Origin of the sequence: Arthrobacter sp. SLBN-112 (assembly GCF_030944625.1) — a bacterium.
Classification (GTDB): Bacteria; Actinomycetota; Actinomycetes; order Actinomycetales; family Micrococcaceae; genus Arthrobacter.
Window position 1 is genome coordinate 1,981,793 of the sequence record NZ_JAUSXY010000001.1, and the last position, 21,439, is coordinate 2,003,231.

General features: G+C 65.5%; 21 protein-coding genes, 1 tRNA gene and 1 pseudogene. 14 read left to right on the top strand and 9 right to left on the bottom strand.

The window, feature by feature from the left end:
• The first annotated feature begins 40 nt into the window (after positions 1–40).
• From QF050_RS09315 to QF050_RS09340, 6 genes and pseudogenes are all read left to right on the top strand, one after another.
• Positions 41–1,385 (top strand): annotated as a pseudogene (locus QF050_RS09315) (GAF domain-containing protein).
• A gap of 164 nt (positions 1,386–1,549) precedes the next feature.
• Positions 1,550–3,073, top strand: coding sequence for an aldehyde dehydrogenase family protein (locus QF050_RS09320; protein WP_308930194.1), 1,524 nt, complete (start codon positions 1,550–1,552; stop codon positions 3,071–3,073).
• Between the two features lie 45 nt (positions 3,074–3,118).
• Entirely contained in the window at positions 3,119–4,141 is a 1,023-nt protein-coding gene (gene adhP / locus QF050_RS09325; protein WP_308930195.1) for an alcohol dehydrogenase AdhP, read from the top strand.
• Positions 4,141–4,548, top strand: a complete 408-nt coding sequence (locus QF050_RS09330) for a DUF779 domain-containing protein (RefSeq protein WP_308930196.1) — start codon at positions 4,141–4,143, stop codon at positions 4,546–4,548. The genes adhP and QF050_RS09330 overlap by 1 nt, the downstream gene beginning before the upstream one ends.
• A gap of 175 nt (positions 4,549–4,723) precedes the next feature.
• Positions 4,724–6,286 carry an amino acid permease gene (locus tag QF050_RS09335; RefSeq protein WP_308930197.1) on the top strand — a complete coding sequence of 521 codons (1,563 nt, stop codon included), beginning with the start codon at positions 4,724–4,726 and terminating at the stop codon, positions 6,284–6,286.
• Positions 6,287–6,367: 81 nt separating this feature from the next.
• Positions 6,368–6,967 carry a TetR/AcrR family transcriptional regulator gene (locus QF050_RS09340; RefSeq protein ID WP_308930198.1) on the top strand — a complete coding sequence of 200 codons (600 nt, stop codon included), beginning with the start codon at positions 6,368–6,370 and terminating at the stop codon, positions 6,965–6,967.
• A 4-nt stretch (positions 6,968–6,971) separates the two neighbouring features.
• Here QF050_RS09340 and QF050_RS09345 read toward each other — a convergent pair whose 3' ends face one another.
• From QF050_RS09345 to QF050_RS09355, 3 genes are all read right to left on the bottom strand, one after another.
• Positions 6,972–7,607 carry a DUF2461 domain-containing protein gene (locus QF050_RS09345; protein ID WP_308930199.1) on the bottom strand — a complete coding sequence of 212 codons (636 nt, stop codon included), beginning with the start codon at positions 7,605–7,607 and terminating at the stop codon, positions 6,972–6,974.
• Between the two features lie 147 nt (positions 7,608–7,754).
• Complete coding sequence (locus tag QF050_RS09350; RefSeq protein ID WP_308930200.1) at positions 7,755–9,251, bottom strand: catalase; 1,497 nt, start codon at positions 9,249–9,251, stop codon at positions 7,755–7,757.
• Complete coding sequence (locus tag QF050_RS09355; protein ID WP_308930201.1) at positions 9,248–9,745, bottom strand: Fur family transcriptional regulator; 498 nt, start codon at positions 9,743–9,745, stop codon at positions 9,248–9,250. The genes QF050_RS09350 and QF050_RS09355 overlap by 4 nt, the downstream gene beginning before the upstream one ends.
• Before the next feature lie 107 nt (positions 9,746–9,852).
• Here QF050_RS09355 and QF050_RS09360 point away from each other — a divergent pair, with 107 nt between their 5' ends.
• Both QF050_RS09360 and htpX read left to right on the top strand, forming a co-directional pair.
• The gene (locus QF050_RS09360; protein WP_308930202.1) at positions 9,853–11,124 is read left to right on the top strand and encodes an MFS transporter; all 1,272 of its coding nucleotides are present in this window, start codon (positions 9,853–9,855) and stop codon (positions 11,122–11,124) included.
• Positions 11,125–11,152: 28 nt separating this feature from the next.
• The gene (gene htpX / locus QF050_RS09365; RefSeq protein WP_308930203.1) at positions 11,153–12,019 is read left to right on the top strand and encodes a zinc metalloprotease HtpX; all 867 of its coding nucleotides are present in this window, start codon (positions 11,153–11,155) and stop codon (positions 12,017–12,019) included.
• 216 nt (positions 12,020–12,235) lie between these two features.
• Here the strand turns inward: htpX and QF050_RS09370 are convergent, their stop codons facing one another.
• Positions 12,236–12,727, bottom strand: coding sequence for a YajQ family cyclic di-GMP-binding protein (locus QF050_RS09370; RefSeq protein ID WP_308930204.1), 492 nt, complete (start codon positions 12,725–12,727; stop codon positions 12,236–12,238).
• A gap of 186 nt (positions 12,728–12,913) precedes the next feature.
• Between QF050_RS09370 and QF050_RS09375 the strand changes: the two genes are divergently transcribed.
• From QF050_RS09375 to QF050_RS09385, 3 genes are all read left to right on the top strand, one after another.
• Positions 12,914–13,168 carry a hypothetical protein gene (locus QF050_RS09375; RefSeq protein WP_308930205.1) on the top strand — a complete coding sequence of 85 codons (255 nt, stop codon included), beginning with the start codon at positions 12,914–12,916 and terminating at the stop codon, positions 13,166–13,168.
• 167 nt (positions 13,169–13,335) lie between these two features.
• Positions 13,336–13,417: transfer RNA gene (locus tag QF050_RS09380), tRNA-Tyr, on the top strand.
• A gap of 186 nt (positions 13,418–13,603) precedes the next feature.
• The gene (locus QF050_RS09385) at positions 13,604–14,029 is read left to right on the top strand and encodes a CBS domain-containing protein (protein ID WP_308930206.1); all 426 of its coding nucleotides are present in this window, start codon (positions 13,604–13,606) and stop codon (positions 14,027–14,029) included.
• An 88-nt stretch (positions 14,030–14,117) separates the two neighbouring features.
• On the opposite strand, the gene QF050_RS09390 is transcribed toward QF050_RS09385, so the two are convergent.
• Entirely contained in the window at positions 14,118–15,083 is a 966-nt protein-coding gene (locus QF050_RS09390; protein ID WP_308930207.1) for a LysM domain-containing protein, read from the bottom strand.
• Positions 15,084–15,426: 343 nt separating this feature from the next.
• Positions 15,427–16,161, bottom strand: a complete 735-nt coding sequence (locus QF050_RS09395) for a potassium channel family protein (protein WP_308930208.1) — start codon at positions 16,159–16,161, stop codon at positions 15,427–15,429.
• 72 nt (positions 16,162–16,233) lie between these two features.
• Between QF050_RS09395 and QF050_RS09400 the strand changes: the two genes are divergently transcribed.
• On the top strand, positions 16,234–16,788 hold the full coding sequence (locus QF050_RS09400; RefSeq protein ID WP_308930209.1) for an acyl-CoA thioesterase: 555 nt from the start codon (positions 16,234–16,236) through the stop codon (positions 16,786–16,788).
• Positions 16,789–16,881: 93 nt separating this feature from the next.
• Positions 16,882–17,319: a thioredoxin family protein gene (locus QF050_RS09405; RefSeq protein ID WP_308930210.1), complete on the top strand. Its 438-nt coding sequence runs from the start codon at positions 16,882–16,884 to the stop codon at positions 17,317–17,319.
• Between the two features lie 65 nt (positions 17,320–17,384).
• Here QF050_RS09405 and QF050_RS09410 read toward each other — a convergent pair whose 3' ends face one another.
• A complete protein-coding gene (locus tag QF050_RS09410; protein WP_308930211.1) occupies positions 17,385–17,663 on the bottom strand; it encodes a putative quinol monooxygenase in 279 nt (92 codons plus the stop codon).
• Positions 17,664–17,766: 103 nt separating this feature from the next.
• Between QF050_RS09410 and QF050_RS09415 the strand changes: the two genes are divergently transcribed.
• Complete coding sequence (locus tag QF050_RS09415; RefSeq protein ID WP_308930212.1) at positions 17,767–19,443, top strand: AMP-binding protein; 1,677 nt, start codon at positions 17,767–17,769, stop codon at positions 19,441–19,443.
• A gap of 14 nt (positions 19,444–19,457) precedes the next feature.
• On the opposite strand, the gene QF050_RS09420 is transcribed toward QF050_RS09415, so the two are convergent.
• Positions 19,458–19,889: a hypothetical protein gene (locus tag QF050_RS09420; RefSeq protein WP_308930213.1), complete on the bottom strand. Its 432-nt coding sequence runs from the start codon at positions 19,887–19,889 to the stop codon at positions 19,458–19,460.
• 105 nt (positions 19,890–19,994) lie between these two features.
• The gene (locus QF050_RS09425) at positions 19,995–21,371 is read right to left on the bottom strand and encodes a C2 family cysteine protease (RefSeq protein ID WP_308930214.1); all 1,377 of its coding nucleotides are present in this window, start codon (positions 21,369–21,371) and stop codon (positions 19,995–19,997) included.
• Positions 21,372–21,439 lie beyond the last annotated feature (68 nt).

Consider the following 21,439-nt stretch of genomic DNA (forward strand, 5'->3'; position numbering starts at 1 on the left):
TTAGAATAGCCGCCATACCCCTGCGCTATCCGGGAGTTCGATGACGAACCTGATCCAGCCTGAACCGCGCCAGCGTGCCGCGCTGGCGGGACACGAGCGCCTGGACTACGCGTTCGACGACGCCACCCCCGAGATCCCCGGCCTGCGCTCCCTGATCCGCGAATCCTGGCAGCGGTCCGCCCGCTTCAAAGCGAACCCGGACAACGCCGCCGCGCCGCTGGCATTCGATTGGGACGAGCTGGAGGACTACCGCCGCCGGCATCCCCTTGCCGCGATCATGCCGGTCATCAACAAGCTCCTGGTCCAGCCCAGCCACGACAGCGGGCTCCTGGTGGCCGTAGGGGACGAGGTAGGCAGGCTCCTCTGGGTGGACGGCGATCCCGCGCTCCAGCGCCGGGCCGAAGGCATGATGTTCGTCCCCGGCGCCAACTGGTCCGAAGCGAGCGTTGGTACCAGCGCACCCGGAACGGCCCTTGCCCTGGGCCGTGGAATCCAGATCGCCGGCGCCGAGCACTACCAGCGGGCGGTGCACCCCTGGAGTTGCACCGCAGTCCCCTTCCACGATCCCGACTCAGGCGCCGTCCTGGGCGTCGTGGACATCACGGGGACGGCCACCGCGGTGGCACCACACACCTTGTCGCTGGTGGAGGCAACGGTGGCCGCGGCCCAGGCCCAGCTGCGGGTCGAACGCCTGCAGCACGCGGCGGAGCTGGCACGGAAGCCCGTACGACGACGGTCCCCGGCCGGCGCGGGCAGGCAGGGCCGGGATGCCACGGAAGGCAGCCTCTACCGGAACAGCCTGCAGCTCCTGGGCCGCGACCAGGCACTGCTCAGCCTGGGAGGAAAGACAGTTGCCCTGTCCGCCCGGCACAGTGAAATCCTGGCCCTGCTGGGCATGCATCCGGACGGGCTCACCGCCGGGGAACTCAGTTCTTTGCTGTACCAGGGAGAGGGCTCCACCATGACGCTCCGGGCCGAGATGGTGCGCCTGCGCAAGGTGATCCAGCAGCTCAGCCCCGAGGCCGTCCCCGGGTCCCGCCCCTACCGGCTCCCCGTGGACCTCGTGGCCGATACCGGCCAGGTCCTCAGTTGCCTGCAGCGCGGTGCCCACCGGATTGCGCTGGAGATCTACCGCGGCGCCGTGTTGCCCCGCTCCGAGGCCCCCGGCGTCGTGGACCTCAGGAACAGGGTTTCATCCCTGCTCCGCGAGGCGGTCCTGACGGACGGCAGCGCCGAGTTCCCTGCTCAAGTTCGCCGCGCTTCCCGAGGCGATTGACGACGTCGGCATCCGCCGTGCCGTGCTCCGCCTCCTGCCGCCGCGCTCACCCAAGCGGGCCGCCGTCGTCGCAGATCTCGAACGGCTGGAAGCCGAACTCCGCGCCTAAATCCCGGCCTGCCCGGTGGTTGAGCCTGTCGAAAACCGGGTTTCGACAGGCTCAACCACCGGATTCCACCGCTGCAACCTTGCTGCAACCTTCGAGCTCCTACGCTGGCTCCAACGGCGGGCCCCTTGTGGGCAGGCCAAACTGCACAGCAAAGGAGCTAAGCAATGACCGTTTACGCACAGCCAGGAACCGACGGTTCGAAGGTCACCTTCAAGGACCGGTACGAGAACTGGATTGGTGGCGAATGGGTGGCCCCGGTGAAGGGCCAGTACTTCGAAAACATCACCCCGGTCACGGGCAAGGCCTTCTGCGAGGTGGCTCGCGGCACCGCGGAGGACATCGAGCTGGCACTGGACGCAGCCCACAAAGCGGCACCGTCCTGGGGGAAGACCTCCGTGGCTGAACGGGCCGCCATCCTGAACAAGATCGCGGACCGGATCGACGAAAACCTCGAAATGCTCGCCGTCGCCGAAACCTGGGACAACGGCAAGCCCGTCCGCGAAACCCTCAACGCAGACCTTCCGCTGGCCTCGGACCACTTCCGCTACTTCGCTTCCGCCGTCCGGGCCCAGGAAGGCAGCCTGTCCCAACTGGATGACAACACCACCGCCTACCACTTCCACGAACCGCTCGGCGTCGTAGGCCAGATCATCCCCTGGAACTTCCCCATCCTGATGGCCGTCTGGAAACTGGCCCCGGCGCTCGCCGCCGGCAACACCGTGGTCCTCAAGCCGGCCGAACAGACGCCCACGTCCATCCTGGTCCTGATGGAGCTCATCGGTGATCTCCTCCCGGCCGGCGTCCTTAACGTGGTCAACGGCTTCGGCGTGGAGGCCGGCAAACCGCTCGCGTCCAGCCCGCGGATCCGCAAGATCGCCTTCACCGGCGAGACCACCACGGGCCGCCTGATCAGCCAGTACGCCAGCCAGAACCTCATCCCTGTCACGCTGGAGCTGGGAGGCAAGAGCCCCAACATCTTCTTCAACGATGTTGCCCAGGAGAACGACGCCTTCTACGACAAAGCCCAGGAGGGCTTCGCATTGTTCGCGTTCAACCAGGGGGAGGTCTGCACGTGCCCGTCCCGCGCCCTGGTTCAGGAGGACATTTACGAGTCCTTCATGGCGGACGCCGTGGCCCGGGTGGAAAAGATGATCCAGGGCAACCCGCTGGATACCGAGACCCAGGTTGGTGCGCAGGCGTCCAACGACCAGCTTGAGAAGATCCTGTCCTACATCGACATCGGAAAGCAGGAAGGCGCCAAGGTGCTCACCGGTGGAGCCCGCGCCGAACTGCCGGGTGATCTGGCAGGCGGCTTCTACGTCCAGCCCACTGTATTCGAGGGGCACAACCGGATGCGGATCTTCCAGGAGGAGATCTTCGGGCCCGTTGTGGCCGTGACCCGGTTCAGCGACTACAACGACGCCATGGGCATCGCCAATGACACCCTGTACGGCCTGGGCGCCGGCGTTTGGTCCCGCAACGGCAACGTGGCCTATCGCGCCGGCCGTGAAATCCAGGCCGGCCGTGTCTGGGTCAACAACTACCACGCCTACCCGGCGGGTGCCGCGTTTGGCGGCTACAAGTCCTCGGGCATCGGGCGCGAGAACCACGCGATGATGCTGGACCACTACCAGCAGACCAAGAACCTGCTGGTCAGCTACGACGAGAACAAGCTGGGCTTCTTTTAGGTCCGGCCGCACCACACCCACTACAACGACGCAAGGATATCGCCAATGACGACGACAATGCACGCAGCAGTAGTAACCGAATTCGGCACGGACCTGTCCGTCCAGGACATCGCCGTCCCGGTGCCCGGGCCCGGGCAGGCACTGGTCAAGGTGCTCACCACCGGTGTCTGCCACACCGACCTCCACGCCGCGGAGGGCGACTGGCCGGTGAAGCCCACGCCGCCGTTCGTTCCCGGCCACGAGGGGGTGGGCGAAGTGGTGGCCCTGGGCGAGGGCGTCACCGATCTCGCCATCGGCGACCTCGTGGGCAACGCCTGGCTGTGGTCCGCCTGCGGCGACTGCCAGTACTGCCGCACCGGCTGGGAAACCCTGTGCGAGGCACAGCAGAACGGCGGCTACAGCGTGGACGGCTCCTTCGGGGAGTACATGCTCGTGGACTCGCGCTTCGCGGCCCGCATACCGGCGGGATCCGACCCCGTCGAGGTGGCCCCGGTGCTCTGCGCCGGCGTCACCGTCTACAAAGGCCTGAAGATGACGGAGGCGAGGCCGGGCCAGTGGGTCACCATCTCCGGCATCGGCGGGCTGGGCCACATCGCCGTCCAGTATGCCGTGGCCATGGGCCTGCGTGTCGCCGCGGTGGATATCGCCGACGACAAACTTGCCCTGGCAAAGGCCCACGGCGCCGAAGTAACAGTCAACGCCCTGCATGAAGACCCGGCCGAAGTGATCCAGCGTGAAACAGGAGGATGCCATGGAGTCCTGGTTACTGCGGTGCACCCGTCAGCGTTCGGGCAGGCCATCGGGATGGCCCGCCGTGGCGGCACCATTGTGTTCAACGGACTGCCGCCGGGGGACTTTCCCGCGCCGATCTTTGACATTGTGCTCAAGGGGTTGACGGTCCGCGGCTCGATCGTGGGCACCCGCCAGGACCTCGAGGAAGCCTTGGACTTCTACGCCCGGGGGAAGATCCACCCCACGGTCTCCGTGCGGGAGCTTTCCGAGGTCAACGCGGTGTTCGACGAGATGAAGCATGCCAAGATCGACGGCCGCGTGGTGCTGAAGTTCTGATGCGCATTCAAGGGCTTGAGGCCGCGGTGACGCTGCCCGGGGAAGACTTTTCCCGGGTGGCCCTCACGCCCGCGGCCGTAGACCTGCTCCGGATGCTCTGGGAGCGGCACGGTCCGCTCATGTTCCACCAGTCAGGCGGCTGCTGTGACGGGTCCTCGCCAATGTGCTACCCGGCAGGGGAATTCACCACGGGGGATTCAGACGTCCTGCTGGGACTGTTCGACCTGTCGGATGGAGGGCAGCCGATGCCTTTGGAGTTCTGGATGTCCAGGGAACAGTTCACTTACTGGAGCCACACGCATCTGGCCGTGGACGTCGTACCGGGCCGGGGAAGCGGGTTTTCGGTGGAGGCGCCGGAGGGCAAACGCTTCCTGATCCGCTCAACCCTGATGGACTGGCCCGTCTAGGAAGTTCGGTCAAAAACGCCTCGGGGCCCTCCACCAGGAGGGCCCCGAGCACGTTGGCGGAATAAAGTTCGGCGAAATAGCCGTCTCACTATTCGGGACAATTGGGGCCGTCCAGTGGATGGACACTATCGTTGATAGGTCTGTTTCCATCACAAACCAGGATTGTGACCTCCCAATGAATCTTCTGCGGACAAAATCCATCGAGCAATCGATCGCCGACGCCGATGAACCCGGACGCAAGCTCAAGCGTTCCCTCAGCACCTGGGACCTCATGATCATGGGTGTCGCCGTTGCCGTGGGCGCCGGCATCTTTTCCGTTGGCGCCAAGGCTGCCGCAAACTTTGCCGGCCCCGCCGTCACGCTGTCCTTCGCCATCGCCGCCGTGACCTGCGCGCTGGCCATCATGTGCTACGCCGAGTTCGCCACCGCAATCCCCGTGGCCGGTTCAGCCTACGTCTTCACGTACGCCACCATGGGCGAACTCCTTGCCTGGATCATCGGCTGGAACCTGATCCTGGAGTTGTTCACCGCCGCCGCCGTGATCGCCAAATACTGGGGCATCTACCTCAGCAAGGTCTTTGCCCTCACCGGGGCCGACATCCCGCCCGCCATCCCCCTCGGCGGCGTGGACCTCTACTGGGGCGCCTTCCTGATCGTGGCCATCTTCACCGTGCTGCTGGTCCTGGGCACCAAGCTCTCTGCCCGCGTCGGCAACATCTTCACCCTGATCAAGATCGGCGTGGTGCTGTTCGTGATCGTGGTGGGCTTCACCTACGTCAAGGTCGAAAACTACGCGCCGTTCGTTCCGGCAGCGGAGCCCACCGCCGGCACCGGCGGTGCGTACGTGCTGAAGCAGTCCTTCTTCGGTTTCCTTACCGGTGCTGCCCCGGCCCAGTACGGCACCCTGGGCATCTTCGCCGGTGCCGCCCTGGTATTCTTCGCCTTCATCGGTTTCGACGTGGTGGCTACCTCGGCCGAGGAAGTGAAGAACCCGCAAAAGACGCTGCCCCGCGGCATCTTTGGCGGCCTGGCCCTGGTCACGCTGCTCTACATCCTGGTGTCCCTGGCACTGACCGGCATGGTGTCCTACACCCAGCTGGCCGAGGCCAAGAGTCCCACGCTTACCACCGCCTTCGAGGCAGTGGGGGACACGTCAGCGGCCAAGGTCATCGCCTTCGGCTCCCTGGTGGGCCTGACCACCGTGATCATGGTGCTCCTCATGGGCCTGTCCCGCGTGGTGCTGGCCATGAGCCGCGACGGCCTGCTGCCACGGGCCCTGTCCAAGACCAGCGAAAAGCGTTCCACCCCGGCGCGCCTGCAGATCATCTGCGGCGCCGCGGTGGCCCTGGTTGCGGGCCTTACCAACGTGGACCTGCTGGAGGAAATGATCAACATCGGCACGCTCTCCGCGTTCGTGGTGGTGAGCCTGGGAATTCTGGTGCTCCGCAAGAAGCGCCCGGACCTGAAGCCGGCCTTCCGTGTCCCGTTTGGCAAGGTGCTGCCGGTTGTCTCCGCGGTTTTGTGCCTGTACCTGATGACCAACCTCGCCGTGGAGACCTGGATCTTCTTTGCGTTCTGGCTGGTCATCGGCCTCGCCATCTACTTTGCCTACGGCCAGCGCCACTCGCGGCTCAACGAACGCTTCGCCGAAGCCACCGCGTCCGTCAACAGCGGCCCGGTCACCGGCCGGCGGGCTGCCGAGGAGTCCGACGACGAGGACGAGTTGTCCCGGACCTGACCGACCCCTCACCCCTGGTGAAACTGCCCGCCCGGCCCCTGCCGGGCGGGCAGTGGCGTTTCCCGCTCCTAGGATGGATGTATGGCACGTCCCTCCCGGTCAGAACGCAAAGCGGAACTGCTTGCTGCCATCCTTGACTACCTGATGGACAAGACCCTGGCCGAACTGAGCTTCCGGAGCCTCGCAGAGGGCCTGGGGATGAGTTCCTACACGCTGGTGTACCACTTCGGCAGCCGGGAGCAGTTGATCAACGACATCGTGGTGTCCATCGAGTCGCGCCTGAACCGGATGCGCAACACCGATGTGCGCGACATTGACCGGGAAGCCTGGCGGGCCTTCCTGCTCGACTCGTGGCAGTGGACCATGGCCCAGCGGAACCGGCACCTGACCAGGCTCGAATTCGAGGCTACCTCGCAGGACATTGTGGCTGCCACGCCCCGGGGCACCGCGCAGGAGCATTTCCGCCTGCTGCACCACAAAACCCGCGACTGGCTGATGGTCCAGGGCATTCCCGAGGAATATGCGGACACCGATGCCAGGCTTTTCACCTCCACCTTCTACGGCCTGCAGTTCGATTTCGTGGTGATGAACCAGCCAGACGCCGCCACAAAAGCATTCGAACTGATGCTGACAGTGTTCTTCAACAACCTCGAGACGCGCCTGGCCGACGCAGGACCCTAAGGCGTCAGGGGGCTGCGTAGCGGCCCACCCACTCCACGAGCGGACGGAGTTTCCGCCACCGTTCCGCGACCTGCTCTTTCACCGCCGGTGTGGAGACCCAGTCGGGCTGGCCGACCTCGACCCCTGCGGACAACGATTTGTGCTTCAGCAGTTCGGCACGCGGATGGTCTTTGTCGAATCCCCGCGGGACGGTCTTCAGTTTCTCGCCCTCGATGGCAAAACCTGCCCCGGCCACGGCGTCCACAATGTCCTGCAGGGCGGACCCGCTGGCGGAAGCATCCGCGGCGGAGCGGAACCGGGCCAGCTGCGCGGGAGTATGGGAATGGTAGCCGCCGCCGATCAACAGTCCGTCAGCGTTGATTTGGAGATAGAACCCAACGCCTTCCTGGCGTGCGGCGAATGCGCCTTGGGCCGTCTTGTACGGCGACTTGTCCGGCGAAAAGCGGATATCCCGGTTGGGGCGGAACAGCTTGGCTGGGCCGAACTCGGGCTCCAGTTCGGAGAGCAGGAGGGTGAGTGGCTCCTTGACCGCTTCTTCGTAGATGCCTTTGTGTTCGAGCCACCAGTCGCGGTTGTTGTTCTCTTCCAGCTGTGCGTAGAAGCTGAAGGCTTCCGGGGGAATGCCTGCGAAAGTGTTCATGTACGGAGCCTAAGGCCGCCGTCCTTGACCGGCCAGACCTCCGGCACCCTATGTGCAAAACCGCAGCGCAGACAGCAGAACACCCCGCCCCCGGGCAGGCCGGGAGCGGGGTGTTCCAATCGGTCCGGTTGGCCGGACAGTGCAGTGCTAGCCGATCTTGTTGGCGGACTCTGCATCCGAGGCCGGAGCCGAGGGGGCATCCCCCGCGCCGAGGTTGGCGCGCAGCTTGGCGCCAAGTTCTGCGTCAACGTTGGTCCAGTACTGGATGGCGCGTTCCTTGATGCCCGGGCTCTTGACGCCGCCCACGGCACCGGTGATGGTCTCCAGGAAGCGGGCCTTGGCTGCCTCGTCGTAGACCTCGCGGTAGAGCGCACCGGCCTGGACGAAGTCGCTGTCCTCGGCGTGGAGGGAGTGCGCGGCATGGGTCAACTCGCCGTCGTTCTCCCAGCCGCCGGCCGGGTTCTGCGGCTCAACTGCAGCAGGGCCACCCACGGAGTTGGGGGCGTAGACCGGAACCGAGGGGGCGTTGAACAGGAAGCGTCCCTGCCCGTCCTGGCTGTAGTTGTTGACCTGGTTCTTGGGCTGGTTCACCGGGATCTGGGCGTGGTTGGTGCCCACGCGGTAGCGGTGCGCATCGGCGTAGGAGAAGATGCGGGCCTGCAGCATCTTGTCCGGCGAGGCGGCAATGCCGGGTACGAAGTTCGACGGCGCGAAGGTGGCCTGCTCGATCTGCGCGAAGTAGTTCTCCGGGTTGCGGTTCAGCTCCATGGTGCCAACCTTGATCAGCGGGTAGTCGCTGTGCGGCCACACCTTGGTCAGGTCGAACGGGTTGAAGCGGTAGGTCTTGGCGTCCTCGTACGGCATCACCTGGACGTGCAGGTCCCAGGAGGGGAAGTTGCCGGCGGCGATGTTCTCGGACAGGTCGCGGATATAGAAGTCCGCGTCGGAGCCGGCGAGCTGCTCGGCCTGCTCGCTGCTCATGGAGTTCACGCCCTGGTTGGACTTGAAGTGGTACTTGACCCAGAAGCGCTCGCCCTCGGCGTTGATCCACTGGTAGGTGTGCGAGCCGTAGCCCTGCATTTCGCGCCAGGAAGCGGGCAGGCCGCGGTCACCCATGAGCCAGGTGACCTGGTGTGCGGACTCGGGGGACAGGGTCCAGAAGTCCCACTGCATGTCGGCGTCGCGCAGGTGCGTGCCCGGCAGGCGCTTCTGGGAGTGGATGAAGTCCGGGAACTTGATGCCGTCGCGGATGAAGAAGACGGGGGTGTTGTTGCCCACGAGGTCGTAGTTGCCCTCGGTGGTGTAGAACTTCACGGCGAAACCGCGGGGATCGCGCCAGGTGTCCGGGGAGCCGTTCTCACCGGCGACGGAGGAGAAACGGATCAGCATCTCGGTCTCGGCGCCGGGCTGCAGGAACGCAGCCTTGGTGTACTTGGAGATGTCCTCGGAGGCCTTGAAGGTGCCGAATGCGCCGCCACCCTTGGCGTGCACTACGCGCTCCGGAACCCGTTCGCGGTTGAACTGGGCAAGTTTTTCCACCAGGTAGTGGTCGGTCAGGATGATGGCACCGTCGGCACCAACTGACTTCGAGTGAGCGTCGGACGTAACCGGCGCACCTGACTGGGTTGTGGAAACGGCAGTCATTGTTCTCCTATTTCTCTGTTACTTGCAAGGGACGATTGGGGAGGAAGTTGTTGGGCCCGCTGGCAGTCCTGGCAGATGCCCTGGTACATGACGTCGGCGATCTGGATGGTCATCGGCTTGGCGTCAGGGTTCCAGTGGGGAGTGAGGCACGGGGCGTGGCCGACGGCGCAGTCCACGTCCTCCACGCGCCCGCAGCTGATGCAGATGGCGTGGTGGTGGTTGTCACCCACGCGCGTCTCGTACAGGGCGGGGGAGTGTGGCGGTTCGAAGCGGCGCAGCATGTGCAGGTCCGTCAGGTCGCCAAGGACCACGTAGACCGACTGGGCCGTCAGTTCCGGCAGTTCGGCGCGCGCGGCGGCCAGGATGCTTTCGGCAGGTGAATGCGGGTGGCGTTCGACGGCGGCGAGCACGGCAAGCCGCTGCTTGGTCACCCTGCGGCCGTGGGCACGCAGGGCTGCTGCCCATGCGTCCTGGCCGTCAAAGTGTTCCGTCATGGCTCCATTGAAACACTTATTTTGACTTTATCGCAATAAGGCCTGGCTAACCTCCTGCCAACCTCTGGTGAACGGCAGGGCGCCCCCGGTGACATTAGGGTTGCAGGGTGGGGAAACTGCTTGCTGACATGACGCCGCTCAAGGAGAGCCCCGCATTCCGCAGGCTCTGGCTCGGCTCAGCGGTATCCGCCGTCGGCAGCCAACTCACGCTGGTGGCGGTGAGCCTCGAGGTGTACCGGCTGACCCAGGACAGCTTTTATGTGGGCCTGCTGGGCGTCTTCGCATTGGTTCCCCTGGTATTCGGTGGCCTGATGGGCGGCTCCATCGCCGATGCCCACGACCGCAGGCGCATCGCCCTGCTGGCCACCACCGTGCTCTGGCTGACCACCGGCCTCATTGCCCTGCAGGCCTGGGTGCAGCTGGGCAACGTATGGGTGCTGTACCTGCTGGTGGCACTGCAAAGCGGTGCGCAGGCCATCAACCAGCCGGCCCGCAGCGCCATCATCCCCATGCTCATCCGCAAGGAGCTCCTGCCCGCCGCCAACGCCCTGAGCATGCTTTCGCTGGGCCTGGCCATGACTGCCGGGCCACTGTTGGCCGGCCTCCTGGTCGCGTGGCTGGGGTTCAGCTGGACCTACACCATCGACTTCGTGAGCTTCGCGTTCGTCCTGTGGGCTGTGTACCGGCTTCCGCCCATGGCGCCCACCGGGGGCCACCGCAAGGCGGGAATCCGCTCCGTAATTGAGGGATTCAGGTTCCTTGGCACCCGGCCCAACCTCCGCATGACGTTCATCATCGACCTCATTGCCATGATCCTCGCCCAGCCGCGGGCGCTGCTGCCCGCTGTTGCGGCCGTGATGATCGGCGGTGGAGAGGCGACGGTGGGCATCCTGCTGGCCTGCACCGCCGTCGGCGCCTTCCTTGCCGGGCTGTTCTCCGGGCCGCTGGGCAGTGTGCGCCGCCAAGGGACCGCCGTCGTTATTTCCGTGATGGGCTGGGGCGCATCCATCGGAGCCTTCGGACTGGTGGTGTTGCTGGCCGGCCGCGCGCCGGGCGGTGGCATCACCCTGTGGTTGCTGGCCGCCGCCATCTGCTGCGCCCTGGCCGGCATCGCGGACTCCATCAGCAGCGTCTTCCGTAACACCATCCTCCAGGCCGCCGCCCCGGACCACCTTCGCGGGCGGCTGCAGGGCGTCTTCATCGTGGTGGTGGCCGGCGGTCCGCGGATCGGCGACCTGCTGGCCGGCGGCGCGACTAGGATTCTGAATGAGGGCTGGGTCCTGTTGCTTGGCGGTGCGTTGTGCATTGCGGGCGCATGGCTGGCGGCGCAACTGCAGCCGGGATTCCGCCAGTACGACGCCCGGAACCCGGTACCCTAGCGGACCGTTCCCTTAGTGAGGAGGAAACGTGCACAATCATCACAACGGCTTGAAGACGGCGGCCCTGTTCGGCGTTCTGTGGGCGGTACTGCTGGGCCTTGGCGGACTGATCGGGGTGGGAACCCGCAGCTCGGCGCCCATCATGATCATGGCGCTGATCGGCGTCGGCACCACGTTCTACGGCTACTGGAACAGCGACAAGATCGCCATCCGCTCCATGCAGGCCTTTCCGGTCACCGAAGCGCAGGCCCCGCAGCTGTACCAGATTGTGCGTGAGCTCTCGGCCCGTGCCAACCAGCCGATGCCGCGCATCTATGTCTCGCCCACCATGAACCCCAACGCCTTCGCCACCGGACGCAACCCCCGCAACGCCGCCGTCTGCTGCACCGAAGGCATCCTGCAGCTCCTGGATGCGCGAGAGCTCCGTGGCGTGCTGGGGCACGAGCTCATGCACGTCTACAACCGCGACATCCTCACCTCCTCGGTGGCTGCCGCCGTCGCCGGCGTGATCACCTCCGTGGGGCAGATGCTGTTGTTCTTCGGCGGCGGTGACCGGCGGAACGCCAACCCGCTGGCCATGATCGCTATGGCCCTGCTGGCGCCCTTCGCGGCGTCCTTGATCCAGATGGCCATCTCCCGCACCAGGGAGTACGACGCCGACGAGGACGGGTCCCAGCTCACCGGCGATCCGCTGGCGCTCGCCTCGGCCCTGGCCAAGATCGAGCGCGGCGTCAGCATTGCACCGCTGCCGCAGGACCAGCGCCTGGTCAACGCCTCGCACCTGATGATTGCCAACCCGTTCCGCGGCGGTGCCATCAACAAGCTGTTCGCCACCCACCCGCCCATGCAGGACCGGATCGCCCGGCTGGAGCGGCTTGCCGGCCGGCAACTGTAGCCGCTTCCGGACGGTGCCGGGCCCGGCGTCGGAAGTGTCCTTTGTGGGGCTTCCGATCCCCGACGTGCCAGCCCATCCCCGACGCACAAACCCACCTGCGATCCCCAAAACCATCGTCGACGCACAAAAAAGCCGGCGCACCCTACATATCGGGTGCGCCGGCCGTTTTGCGCAGCGGAATATTAGTTGCGCGTCGAGAACGACGGCGGCGGCAGGCTAGCTGCGGAAGTTCACAAACTGCAGGTCGGCTTCCTCGAAGTCCTTCAGGAGCGCCATGGTGGCCTGAAGGTCGTCACGCGACTTGGAGGAGACGCGCAGTTCGTCGCCCTGGATCTGGGATTTGACGCCCTTGGGGCCCTCGTCGCGGATCAGCTTGTTGATTTTCTTGGCCAGGTCCTGGGCGATGCCCTCCTTGATGGAGGCTTCCAGGCGGAACTCCTTGCCCGAGGCGTAGGGCTCGCCGGTGTCCAGCGACTTCAGCGAAATGCCGCGGCGGATCAGCTTGGACTGCAGGACGTCCAGGACGGCCAGCACGCGCTCCTCGGAGTTGGCCTTCATGAGGATCTTCTCGCCGCTGAAGTCCACCTCGGCGCCGACGCCCTTGAAGTCGTAGCGCTGCGTGAGTTCCTTCTGGGCCTGGTTAAGGGCGTTGGCCACTTCCTGCTTGTCCACTTTGCTTACGACGTCGAACGTTGACTCGCCAGCCATGACTCTCCTTTTGCTGATGGGAGCCCTGCACGGAACAGGGCCGGGATCACTGGGTTCAAGCCTAATACGGATGCCCGGGCCGGGGGTGGTGATGAATTCACAGTTCCCTCTCAGCGGACGCACCGCCGGAACGAAGGCGCCCTGGCGAGAGTTGGAACAGTTGGACCAAAGCTCGAAGGGAACACCATGCACCGCAAAGCCGCCCGTTACGTCACCCGGACCACCTCAGCTGCAGCCGGGGCGGTGGCAACAGCGGCAACCTCGGTGGCGGTGGCGGCAGTGGCGGCCTCGATCGTCTTCAGCCCTGTGGCGGATGCTTCCGCCCGGATGGACGGGGTGCGGGCGGACCTCCAGCGGGCGGTGCAGCTGAACCAGATCACAGCGGAGCAGGCGCTCAGCTTCGAAGCCAAGCTGGCGGGGCGCATCCTGGGTGAGGCTTGATCAGGCGTCATTTCCCGTTATTTCAAGGGTTTTCGGGTGGTGCAGGGCCCGATTCGATTCTTCGCCGGAAGTTCTGTAAAGTTGTCTTGCCCGCGGTTACTGGAAGCGGAACGGACCGGAAACGGACGCTCCGAACACTGCATCGGCGGGTACTTCTTTTGAAGTTCGGCAGATTACCCGAGCGGCCAAAGGGGGCTGACTGTAAATCAGCTGGCAACGCCTACGGGGGTTCGAATCCCTCATCTGCCACCCTTGGAAAAGCCTCCGGAACCATCAGGTTCCGGAGGCTTTCTCGTTCCTCTTGTCACCCTTTGCGGCCGGGCCTCTTAAGCCGAAAGACGCCGTCGACACCGTGGTGGCGCGGGCGTAATCTGGCAGAATCGGCGCACGCGCCCGATGCCCTGCGTCGATAAGCCATCGATGAAGGAGGAGCGAATGAGTGCTGTACGTGAATTCATGACCACGGATGCGCGATGCATCGGTGAAAGCGAGTCCCTTGTGGACGCGGCCCGCATGATGATGGACCTCGATTGCGGCGCCCTGCCGATCTGCGGGGACGACGGCAAGTTGAAGGGCATGATCACCGACCGCGACATTGTGCTCAAGTGTGTCGCAGCCGGCCGCGACCCCGGCCAGATGACGGCCCGCGACCTCGCCTCCGGCAAACCGTTCTGCATCGACGCCGACGCCAACATTGACGCTGCCATCGACATGATGGAGAAGCACCAGATCCGCCGGCTTCCGGTGATCTCCGATCACAGGCTCGTGGGCATCATCAGCCAGGGTGACATCGCACGCAACTACTCGGAGCAGCGCGTGGGCGAACTGGTGGAACACATTTCGGAGCGCCACAGCATGTAGCGCGGCGGTGCATCGTGGCCTTGTCCGCGGATCCACCCCATGGGGCCCGGACCCGCGGACAAGTTTGTGAAGTGTTGGTTGGGCAGCTTCAGTTCAACGCGATCAGAAGCATCGTGCTGGTGCCCGGGATGCAGGTTTGAAGGATGGCCCGCGGGAATCCGCCGAAGACCGCAATCACGTCGTTGGTGGTTCCGGGATTGGGGACTGTGCCGCGGCCCGTCACGGTGTAGGTTCCGTAGCCGGGGATGCTCACCGTCTCACCCACGCCGATTCCGGAGAACCGTGCCCAGCCGCCGCAGAAATCGTGCTCGGTGATGAACAGCGAGTACCCGTCGTTTGGGGTGAAGTGGATGGGGCCGATGCATGCGTCCACCATTGACTGGCCGCCGGACCCCGCCACGTAGATGGTGCGGACGGCGGGAGCCGCCGGCGCAGGTGCCGGAGCCGCGGCGGGGGCCGGGGCCGGCGCGGGGGCGGGTGCCGCGGCTGGAGCCGGGGCGGCCACTGCCATGGCAGGGCCGGTCAGCAGAAGCGTCTGGCCCGGGTAGATGATGCTGTAGGTGCCCAGCCCGTTGGCCGCGAGCATGGCATTCATGTCCACGCCGTGGCTGGCAGCAATCCCACCCACAGTGTCGCCGGAAACCACCGTGTACACGTTGGGGTCACCTGCCGGCGCGGGGGCCGGTTCGGGGGCCGGGGCCGGGGCCGCCTCCTCTGCCGGAGCGGCCGCCGGTGCCGGCGCGGCGACGGCGGCTCCCGCATCGGGTGCGTTTTGCCCGGCCGCGTCGGCCGCGGCGCCGGATTCAACGGCGGGACCCGGCGACGGCGCGGCGGCCTCCGCAACCTGGACAACCGCAGCAGGTGTGCCCCCGCTGACGGAGGCAGGCGGTGCCGCCATCGCGCCGACGCCCATCGCGGCCACAACGGCCGCCGTGGCCATGCCGGCCCATAATTTGTTGCTGATGGCCGGACGGCCGGTGATGAGGTCCGTCCGGGGTTCGTCGGTGACAAAGCTTCGGCTGGTGCCGTCGGAAGGGGGGAGCGGCTGGTTCATGGAAGGGCCCATCTGGGTTCGGTCCAGCCAGGACATGCGGCGCAGGCCCTTGGCGAAGGACGCATCGAGATGCCATTGCGCCGCGGGCCTCGGCAGTTGCCGGAGCCGCGGGCGGCGCAAGATGGAGGCATCCGCATACCCAGAAAATGCGGAGCTCTCCGCGTGACGGCAGGAACGTCCGGAAGCAACCCGGTGCACCTGCCAGTGCGTGGTGGTCCTAGGAATCCTGAGTTTAGGAATCCGGCCACGGCGCGTGCACCAGTAGGAGTTACCCGAGTTTTCGGTCCCGGTACTCGTCCCCGGCAGCGCGCCTACTCAGGCCCGGTGCGTCCGGTACTTGCCGCTACAACGGCCGGCGGTCCCGCAGTTCCGCGATTTCCCGGCGCAGCAGGGCAATCTCGGCCACCAGCTCAGCCACTTCCACCCGCATGGGTTCTTCAACGGCTTCGGCCACTGATTCCGCGGTGTCCTCCACCCGCTGGACCAGCCAGGATGCGATGGACGCGGTGACCACGCCCAGCACGGCGATGCCGCTCATCATCAGCGCCGTCGCCACCAGCCGCCCAATGGGCGTGACCGGATACATGTCCCCGTAGCCCACGGTGGTGATGGTGGACGTGGCCCACCACAGGGCGTCGCCGAACGTGAGGATCTTGGCGTCGGGCGCCCACTGTTCCACGTCCAGGACTGCCAGCGCGCCCACGAACACCAGCAGGGCGGCAGAGCCCGCCACATAGGTCACCACCCGGCCCCGCAGCGTTTCGCCCACAGTTCGGTGCACTACCGACAACAGCGTCACCAGCCGCAGCAGGCGCAAGGGCCGGAAGAAGGGGAGCGCCACAATGACCAGTTCGTGGAGGTTGCGGATGAACCACTGCCGGCGGTTCTCCGCCAGCCACAGGTTCGCCGCGTAGTCCAGGACGAACACACACCACGTCACCCACATGACCATTTCCAGCCAGTCCGCGCCTTGGCCCTCAAGCCGGCCGATGACCTGCCACGCGTACGCCGCCAGGAACACCAGTGCCGTTGCCATCAGGGGCCACTCCGCCAGGTCGCGGTAGCGTTGCTGCGTCATGCAGGAAATCCTACGGCGACGGCACCCGCAACAGCAGGGGACCAGCATGTTACCCGCGGGTAGCATTGGATCATGCACCTGCTCCTGAGAACCCTGCTCCTGCTGTTCCGTTCCTCCCGGCGCGCGCCCGTGCCGGTGTGGGAGGCGTCGTCCCTGCCGCTTCGCGTCCTGCCCACGGATATCGACATCGCCATGCACGTCAACAACGGCATGTACCTCTCGCTCATGGACCTTGGCCGCTTCGACCTGATGGTGCGCAGCGGCGTCTGGAAGCGGATGCGCCGCCGTGGCTGGAGTCCCGTGGTTTCCGCGGAAACGATCGCGTTCCGCAAATCGCTGCAGCTGTGGCAGGACTACACCATCGAGACCCGCGTCATCGGGCTGGACACCAAGGCGATCTTCTTCGAGCAGCGCATGGTGGCCGACGGCGAGATTTACGCGCGTGCCTACATCGCCACCCGGCTGGTCAGCAAAGGGGGCCCGGTCAGCCAGGAGGAGATCATCGCGGAGTTTGGTGCCCCGCCGGCGGACCTGGTGCTGCCCGAATGGATCCACGAATGGCGCGCCACCAGCGCCCTCCCCGGCAGCCGCACCCCGGCCCCGCACCTGTGGGACGCCAACTGCTGAACCGGCGTCCCGTCGTCGTACGCCCGGTATTCCCGATAACGCGGGGAGCGAACACCCGCGACACAGGCAATCCCGGGCGCGTAGCGTAGACCTATGGCTACCCTTGACATCACAGGTGAACAGTTCGCATCCACGATCGAAGGCAACGATATTGTCCTGGTCGATTTCTGGGCAGAATGGTGCGGCCCCTGCAAGCAGTTCGGGCCCACGTACGCCACCGTCTCCGAGAAGCACCCGGACGTCCTCTTCACCAAGGTGGACACCGAAGCGGAACAGCAGCTCGCGGCGGAGGCAGGCATCTCCTCCATCCCCACGCTGATGGCCTTCCGCGAAAAGGTACTGGTGTTCTCGCAGCCCGGCGCGCTGAACGCCCAGCAACTGGAGCAGGTGGTGGACGCGGTAAAGGCGCTGGACATGGACGAGGTCCACGCCCATGTGGCCCGCCAGCGGGAAGAGGCAGCCGCGGCGGCCGGCAAGCCCGCCGGCACCCAGAGTGGCCCCCAGGACGGCACTCAGATTCCCGACTTCTAGACCGTTATTAACGCAAAAATGCGGGACCCCACACAGGGGTCCCGCATTTTTGCGTTAAAGCTGCCTCAGACGCGTTCCACCTTGACCGGTTCGGCCAGCAGCGCGCTCAACGATTCATTCAGGTCCTGCACGGCGGTGCCCTTGGAGTGCTTGTCCAGGTCTTCCTGGGACGCCCACTGCTCGGTGAGGACCAGCTTCTCCTCCGTGGCTTCGGTCAGCTCGTAGCGGATGCAGCCCGGCTCGTTCACCACCTCGTCGATCGCGATTTCCAAGGCCAGCTTGACGCGGAAGGACTCGCCGTCGTTGGGGATGAACGTTGCTATCAGGTCAATGGGTGAACTCATGGTTTTCACAATACCGGGCGCCGACTGCCCGTCCCTTGTGTTGCGCCCGCGCCCGGCCCTGCCATCCTTCTCCTGCCCGGCATCCTGTTGGTAGCGTTCCAGCATGCGTGCTTATACAGCCGGGGACACTGACGTCCCGCTCCTGGAAGAAACCATTGGCGCCAACTTCGAGCGCGTCGCCGCGCAGTTTCCGCTCCATGACGCACTGATCGAGGCCGCACCCGTGCCCGGCGCCGATGCGCGGCGCTGGAGCTACACCAAGATGAACGACGACGTCGACCGGCTGGCGAGGGCGCTCCTCGCCATGGGCGTCTCCAAGGGGGAGCGGGTGGGCATCTGGAGCCCCAACTGCGCCGAGTGGACGCTCCTGCAGTACGCCACCGCCAAGGCCGGGGTGATCCTGGTGAACGTCAACCCCGCCTATCGCAGCCACGAACTCGAATTCGTCATCAAACAAAACGGTATGCGCATGCTGGTCACGGCGCCGTCGGACACCAACAGCGACTACGTGGCCATGGCACGGCAGGCCCTGCTGACCTGCCCGGACCTGCAGGAGCTCGTCTTCCTGCCGGACCACGGCCTGGACGCCTTGAACGCCGGCAGCCCCCAAACGGACGCCGAACTCACGTACGCCGAACTGCTCAAACGGGCGGACGACGTGACGCATGCGCACCTGTTGGCCCGCATGGCCGAGCTCAGCCCGCACGATCCCATCAACCTGCAGTACACCTCCGGCACGACGGGATTCCCCAAAGGCGCCACGCTGACCCATCACAACATCCTGAACAACGGCTACGCGATCGGCGAGTTGCTCGGGTACACCGAACACGACCGTGTGGTCATCCCGGTGCCGTTCTATCACTGCTTCGGCATGGTGATCGGCAACCTGAACGCGCTCAGCCACGGCGCTGCCACCATCATCCCCGGGCGCGGTTTTTCGCCTGCCGCCGCGCTTGAGGCCGTGCAGGACTTTGCCGGCACATCGCTCTATGGCGTCCCCACCATGTTCATCGCCGAGCTGGCGCTCCCCGATTTTGGCTCCTATGACCTCTCCACGCTCCGGACCGGGGTGATGGCCGGTTCGCTGTGTCCCATCGAGGTCATGAACCGGGTGATCTCCGAGATGAACATGGTGGATGTGGCCATCTGCTACGGCATGACAGAAACGTCTCCGGTGTCCACCATGACCCGCAAGGGTGACACGCTCCGGCAGCGCACCGAGACCGTGGGCCGGACCATGCCACAGCTGGAAAGCCGGATCGTGGACCCGGCCACGGGGGAGGATCTGGAGCGCGGGCAGATCGGTGAACTCTGCACCCGGGGTTACGCCGTGATGTCCGGATATTGGAACCAGCCGGACAAGACGGCCGAAGCGATCGATGCCGACGGCTGGATGCACACCGGTGACCTTGCCCGGATGGACCAGGACGGGTACGTGGTGGTCGAAGGCCGGATCAAGGACATGGTGATCCGGGGCGGCGAAAACATCTACCCGCGGGAGATTGAGGAGTTCCTGTACACCCATCCTGCCATCCAGGATGTCCAGGTCATCGGGGTCCCGGATGCCCAATACGGTGAGGAGTTAATGGCGTGCATCATCCTCAAACCGGGTGCTGAACCGCTGGACGCGGCGGCAGTCGCCGAATACTGCCGTGGCAAGCTGGCGCACTACAAGATTCCCCGCTACGTGGAGGTTCGCGACAGCTTCCCGATGACGGTTTCAGGGAAAATCCGCAAGGTTCAGATGCGCGAGGAAGCAGTGGCCAGACTGGGGCTTTGACCACCCCTGCGTTTCTATTCGGGCTGCTTCACCAGGTCGAAGAGGACTTCGCCGTCGCAGATCGACGTGATCCGGATGGTGTAGCCGTCAAAGGTGGCTTCCTGGCCCAGGGCGAGGCCGCGGAACTCCCGGGACGCGGGACCGCCGCTGGCGAAGAGGGCAACCGAAAGGTCCGCCGTCACCGGTTCATTCTTCAGGTGCGTGCTGGATAACCGCACGAGCGGTGTGGCGTCGGCACCGCCGGGGGCTACCGGAAGCAGCGGGAACGATCCGTTGACGGAGGGGACGAGCCGGTAGGAACCGGCATTGGTGCAGCTGGCGCTCTTGGTCATGTCCGGGTCTTTCGTGGGGTCGGGGGAACTGGGTGCCGGGGTGGAACAGGCCGCGAGGCACAGGAGCGCCGGCATGAAGACCCAGGCGGCTGTCCGCAGCGGTTGAGGTCTCAATGGGTCACCGTCGCATCACTGAAGAGGCGGCGGAAGTCCTCCTTGGAAATGACCATGGAAGGCTCGAATGCGCCCCATGGGTTCTGCAGGATGATGTTTCCCCGTTCATCGGTTCCGGTGACAAAGTACGCATGGTTGGCGTGGTAACCGTTCGGGGCGCCATTCGGTGTCTCGCCCAGCGTCGTCACCAGGGCTGGCTTGCCCCCGGAGGCTGCACCCCACAGCACGTCCGCGTCCTTGGTCCGCTCCACATCCGGTCCTGCAAGGTACTGGAAAGCGTCCGGGCCCCAGTTGCCTTCGATGGCGCGGTAGTGGCCCGGCGGCCAAGCCTGGTCCGGGGGTGCCCCTTCTCTTGGTTCCGTCGTTGTTGTCGTCCTCGGTGTACACCTGTGCCAGTGCTTTCTCGACATAGGCCGGCCAGTTGCCGCCGAAGCCGGCTTTGGCACCCAGCTGCCCTCCGTAGGCGTTCGCCGGCAGGTCCGAGGTGACGGTGACCCACTGCTCCTGCCCGTTCTTGTCGAACAGCAGGACGGAAACGGTCCCGTTGCCGTTGTCCGTGACGTGCTCCCGAGCCCAACCGGAATTGGAATCGATCAGGGCCCCGGCGGCAGCGAGGACAACGCAGTCACCGTACTGACCTTGCCTGATGTCATTCGCACTGGGGCGCTCACCGATGACCGGTCCTGCAGGTTGCATCCACTGGTTGGTGGTGCTTGGGTCCGGACCTCCAGGCCTGGCGGCGTCGCCCATTGCCGTTCCGTTCGGCTGGGCCCAGGGGATGAGGTCTTTCAGCCTGTGCACTTGGTCCGCTGAGGCTTTGGACAACAGCTGGTCCAGCAGTTGCTGCCGTTCGAACGGGGTGGTTCCCTCGGAGTTGAACCATCCCTTGCCGTCGCCGGCGGCGCCGGCGCCCAGGTCGCGGAGTTCGTCGTCGGACAGCGATGCCAGCAGTTGGTTCAGCTGCGCGGGCTTGAGCGCAGCCAAGGCCTCACGCAGCCCGTTCACCTCAGCGTCATTGCCCGCGAGGAAGTTGCCGCCGGAGGCAGCAGCACTGACCTTGTTGCGGAGCCGGTCGAGCTCAGCGGGCGTCAGGTTGGGTTCTCCCCGGTCCGGATAGCGTGGACTGGAGCGGTCTTCGCCAAGGAAGCCGATGTTCCCTGACCCTTTGCGGGCGTCGGGCGCTGATGTACTGGTCCTGCCTGCCGTGTCACGGGCGCCGCTGGCGAGCTCCTGCTCGTCCGCGTGCCGTGCAGCTGCCCGCCCTGCCTCCGCCAGCGCCTCAATGACTTTGCCCAGCGTGAGGCTGTGCGTGCCGTCCCAGTCACTCCGGAATCTCTCGGCGTCGGAGCCTTTCCACCGGCTTGCGTCGCGCACATCCCTGGAAAGCGCCGCCCTGGTGGATGTCAGACGGGTTGAGGAGGCCGTCAAAGCCTTCCCCAACGCACGGAGTTGGGCGACGTCCGCCCCATAGATGCCTGCCACGGTTCCCCCATATCAGTACAAGCTTCCAACAGCCTATGCGAAGGGGAGCAAAGGGCTCGATGGGGAGA